Source organism: Pseudomonas protegens (assembly GCF_003732485.1).
In the GTDB taxonomy this organism is placed as follows: domain Bacteria; phylum Pseudomonadota; class Gammaproteobacteria; order Pseudomonadales; family Pseudomonadaceae; genus Aquipseudomonas; species Aquipseudomonas protegens_B.
In genome coordinates this window covers 37758-40058 of sequence record NZ_MOAK01000073.1, presented here as the reverse complement: position 1 = coordinate 40058, position 2301 = coordinate 37758, and the positions used below count along the sequence as shown (strand labels likewise).

Genomic DNA, 2301 nt, shown 5'->3' with positions numbered 1-2301 from the left:
TGGGATCAATGGTGTTGGAATTGCCGCCGATGCGGCAGGTCGCGGCCTATCCGTGTTCCTTTGCGAAAAGGACGACCTGGCCAGCCACACCTCGTCGGCCAGCAGCAAGCTGATCCACGGCGGCCTGCGCTACCTCGAACATTACGAATTCCGCCTGGTCCGCGAAGCCCTGGCCGAGCGCGAAGTACTGCTGGCCAAGGCCCCGCACATCGTCAAGCCGATGCGCTTTGTACTGCCGCACCGGCCGCACCTGCGCCCAGCCTGGATGATTCGCGCCGGCCTGTTCCTGTATGACCACCTGGGCAAGCGGGAAAAACTCGCGGGTTCGCGCAGCCTGAAGTTCGGCGCAGACAGTGCCCTGAAGGCCGAGATCACCAAGGGCTTCGAGTACTCCGATTGCTGGGTCGACGATGCGCGCCTGGTGGTGCTCAATGCCATGGCCGCCCGGGAGCACGGCGCCCACGTGCATACCCAGACCCGTTGCGTCAGCGCCCGGCGCAGCAAGGGCTTGTGGCAACTGGATCTGGAGCGTGCCGACGGCAGCCTGTTCTCCATCACCGCCAAAGCCCTGGTGAACGCTGCAGGCCCCTGGGTCGCCAAGTTCATCAAGGATGACCTGAAGCTGGAATCGCCTTACGGCATCCGTCTGATCCAGGGCAGCCACCTGATCGTGCCCAAGCTGTACGAAGGCGATCACGCGCACATTCTGCAGAACGAAGACCAGCGCATCGTCTTCACCATCCCCTACCTCGACCAGTTCACCCTGATCGGCACTACGGATCGGGAATACACCGGCGATCCGGCCCAGGTGGCGATAACCGAAGGGGAAACCGATTACCTGCTGCATGTGGTCAATGCGCACTTCAAGAAGCAACTGAGCCGCAGCGACATCCAGCACAGCTACTCCGGGGTTCGCCCGCTGTGCAACGACGAATCCGATAACCCCTCGGCAGTGACTCGCGACTACACCCTGGCCCTTTCCGCCACCGGTGACGAGGCTCCGCTGCTGTCGGTGTTCGGCGGCAAGCTGACCACCTATCGCAAGCTGGCGGAATCAGCCATGGCGCAACTGGCGCCCTACTTCAAACAGGCCAAGCCCAGCTGGACCGCCACCGCCACCCTGCCCGGTGGCGAGAACATGAGCACGCCACAGGCCCTGGCAGAAGCCATCCGCAAGAAGTTCGACTGGGTACCCAGCCAGATCGCCCGGCGCTGGGCCAGCACCTATGGCAGCCGCACCTGGCGCCTGCTGGAAGGGGTACATAGCCTCAGCGACCTGGGCGAACACCTGGGTGGCGGCCTCTATACCCGTGAAGTGGATTACCTATGTGCAGAGGAATGGGCGCTGAAGGCCCAGGACATCCTCTGGCGCCGGAGCAAGCTCGGCCTGTTCACCACGGCAGAGGAACAGCAACAACTGGAAGACTACCTGGAAAAGCTCGAGCACAACCGCAGCAAGATCAAGGCAGCCTGAGTCGCCCGGACAGACAAAGCCCCTGACCCTTGAGGTTCAGGGGCTTTTTTATGGGCGACGCATTGAACGTTTCGCCGGCGAGCCGGCTCCTACAGGTGTCGGACACGCATTCGGCTTTCCGAACGCGACCCCGGAAGGGATTCGGATAACCGGATGATCTGCTGCAAAAACCTTCGCAATAAATATTTAATAGCCTTGAAAATCAAGGCATTGACCATGATCAGTGGGTCTGGCACGACTCATGCTCTACACTGTGCGACGAATGCCTGTCGTGCCAACACAACAGGAGCCGTCAAGGCATTCGCTGTATAAAAGAGCCGTCGAACTGGCTTCATAAAAAAAACAAATGTCGAGGAAATATTGATGCGCATCGTTCCCCATCTGTTGGGCGCAGCTATCGCTGCCGCTCTGATTAGCACTCCAGTTTTCGCTGCCGAGCTCACCGGCACACTGAAGAAAATCAAAGAGTCCGGCACCATCACCCTCGGACATCGCGACGCTTCCATCCCGTTTTCCTACATCGCTGACGCTTCCGGCGTGCCAGTGGGCTACTCCCACGACATCCAGCTGAAAATCGTCGAAGCGATCAAGAAAGACCTCGACATGCCTGACCTCAAGGTCAAGTACAACCTGGTCACTTCCCAGACCCGTATCCCACTGGTGCAGAACGGCACCGTAGACGTCGAGTGTGGTTCCACCACCAACAACGTCGAGCGTCAGCAACAGGTCGACTTCTCCGTCGGCATCTTCGAAATCGGTACCCGTCTGCTGTCCAAAAAGGACTCGACCTACAAGGATTTCGCTGACCTCAAAGGCAAGAACGTGGT

General features: G+C 59.8%; 2 protein-coding genes. Both read left to right on the top strand.

Annotated features, from left to right (window positions below; genetic code table 11):
• Positions 1–1474: glycerol-3-phosphate dehydrogenase (gene glpD / locus BLX41_RS18405; RefSeq protein ID WP_123726043.1), on the top strand; the 1474-nt coding region annotated here is incomplete at its 5' end.
• Between the two features lie 363 nt (positions 1475–1837).
• A partial coding sequence (locus tag BLX41_RS35680; RefSeq protein ID WP_259745002.1) for a transporter substrate-binding domain-containing protein occupies positions 1838–2301 on the top strand: 464 nt, incomplete at its 3' end.